This is a genomic window from Bradyrhizobium sp. MOS001, from assembly GCF_004634465.1.
Taxonomy (GTDB): Bacteria; Pseudomonadota; Alphaproteobacteria; order Rhizobiales; family Xanthobacteraceae; genus Bradyrhizobium; species Bradyrhizobium barranii.
This window is the reverse complement of the sequence record NZ_SPVJ01000160.1, coordinates 1-1,450: the sequence shown is the minus strand read 5'-3', so window position 1 is coordinate 1,450 and position 1,450 is coordinate 1. Positions and strand designations below refer to the sequence as shown.

Annotated in this window: 1 protein-coding gene; it reads right to left on the bottom strand. The window is 58.1% G+C overall.

Annotated features, from left to right (window positions below; all coding sequences use genetic code 11):
• Positions 1-39 precede the first annotated feature (39 nt).
• The gene (locus CT676_RS43630; protein ID WP_135217355.1) at positions 40-1,389 is read right to left on the bottom strand and encodes an IS701 family transposase; all 1,350 of its coding nucleotides are present in this window, start codon (positions 1,387-1,389) and stop codon (positions 40-42) included.
• Positions 1,390-1,450 lie beyond the last annotated feature (61 nt).

Here is a 1,450-nt window from a genome sequence, read left to right as displayed (position 1 = left end):
TAGCACTACTTTGGCAGAATGTGTTTGCGCCCCTGTTTTTCAAGGATTTGCTTTCGGCAATATGGGCACTGCTGAGACGGCGGCCGAAGGATGAGATCGACGATGGCGTGACGTACGGCGGGCATGGTTGGCTGGGGCGGAGGCCCGTTGATTCTTTTTTTTCCGCCCCGCGTGTGCGAGGCGACGGTGTTGCAGGAAGGCGTAGGCAATCATTGTCATCAGGGCGTGGCGATGAAGACCCTGCCATGATCGCCCTTCGAAGTGATCAAGTCCGAGCTCCTCCTTCAACTGCTGATGCGCTTGCTCACAAATCCACCGTGCCTTGATGGTGGCTGCCAGCGTGCGCAGATCCGTCATCGCCGGAAGATTGGCGAGATAGTATTTCTTCTCTCCCGAGGCGCGTTGCTCGCCAATGAGCCAGGCTTCGTCGCCTGGGAGATGCTGCTGACCTTTATCCCATATCCGCTGCGGAGGGCCGTCGGCGGTCCGGACACGGAGAGCAGCAAATCGGGCTTTGAGCCGACCTTTCGTCCCGCTACGCCAACTCACGGTTTTCCATTTGGCGCTGGCCAGCATTTGTTCTGCCGCAATCGATAAGATATCGGGCACGTGGTGCTTTCGTGGTTTCCCGCGGACTTTGGTAATCGGCCAAATGAGCTTCACATCGACCGGATATACTTTCAGGTGCCGAGGGATGCCGACAGCCCAGGCCAGCCCGCGCTCTGTTAGCCCTTGTCGAAACGGTGCGCTGAGGCCGTATCCTGCATCCGCCAGCACACATCCAAAGCGCACGTTGGCTGCCATCGCGCGGTCAATCTCGGCCAAAGCAATCTCCGGCTTGGACCGTGGCGTTCGGTGTTCGACTGGCACGCGAGCGCGCTTCAAACGAGACATGTCGCTTGTCCAACTGTCAGGCAGAAAGAGACGTAACGCGACCATCACTGGCACTTCGCCGCGCGCAAGCGTTAAAGACACCAGCGTTTGGCAATTTGCCGTTTTACCGAGAGCCGACGCGTATTGAGCCGCAACACCGACCGAGCGCTCACCCTTCTTCGGCAGTGAGGTGTCATCAATAACCAGCACCGCATCCCTGCCGCCGACAAGTCGGTCCGCCTGGTTGAGCAGCTCTGTCTCCAGCGGCGTCGCGTCCCAGACACCGTCCGCAATGAAATGGTGCAACTGGTCGTAGTTGCTCGTGGCAAGGCGTTCCGCCATCGGCTGAACGCTCTTGCGATCGCCAGGACCGATCAGTCCCGCAACATACAGAGGGCACATCCGCTGCCGGGTCTTATGACCCAGCCGGTCCAAGAACGGCATCAGCCAGCGTTCAAGTTCGTCTTCCCATCCCGGCATGGTCAGCCCTCCAAGAGCCGACCACCCATGAATCATTGAAAAATTGATTCGGGAATCCTATAAAACGCGACAAAATCAAAAATCTGCCAAAGTAGTG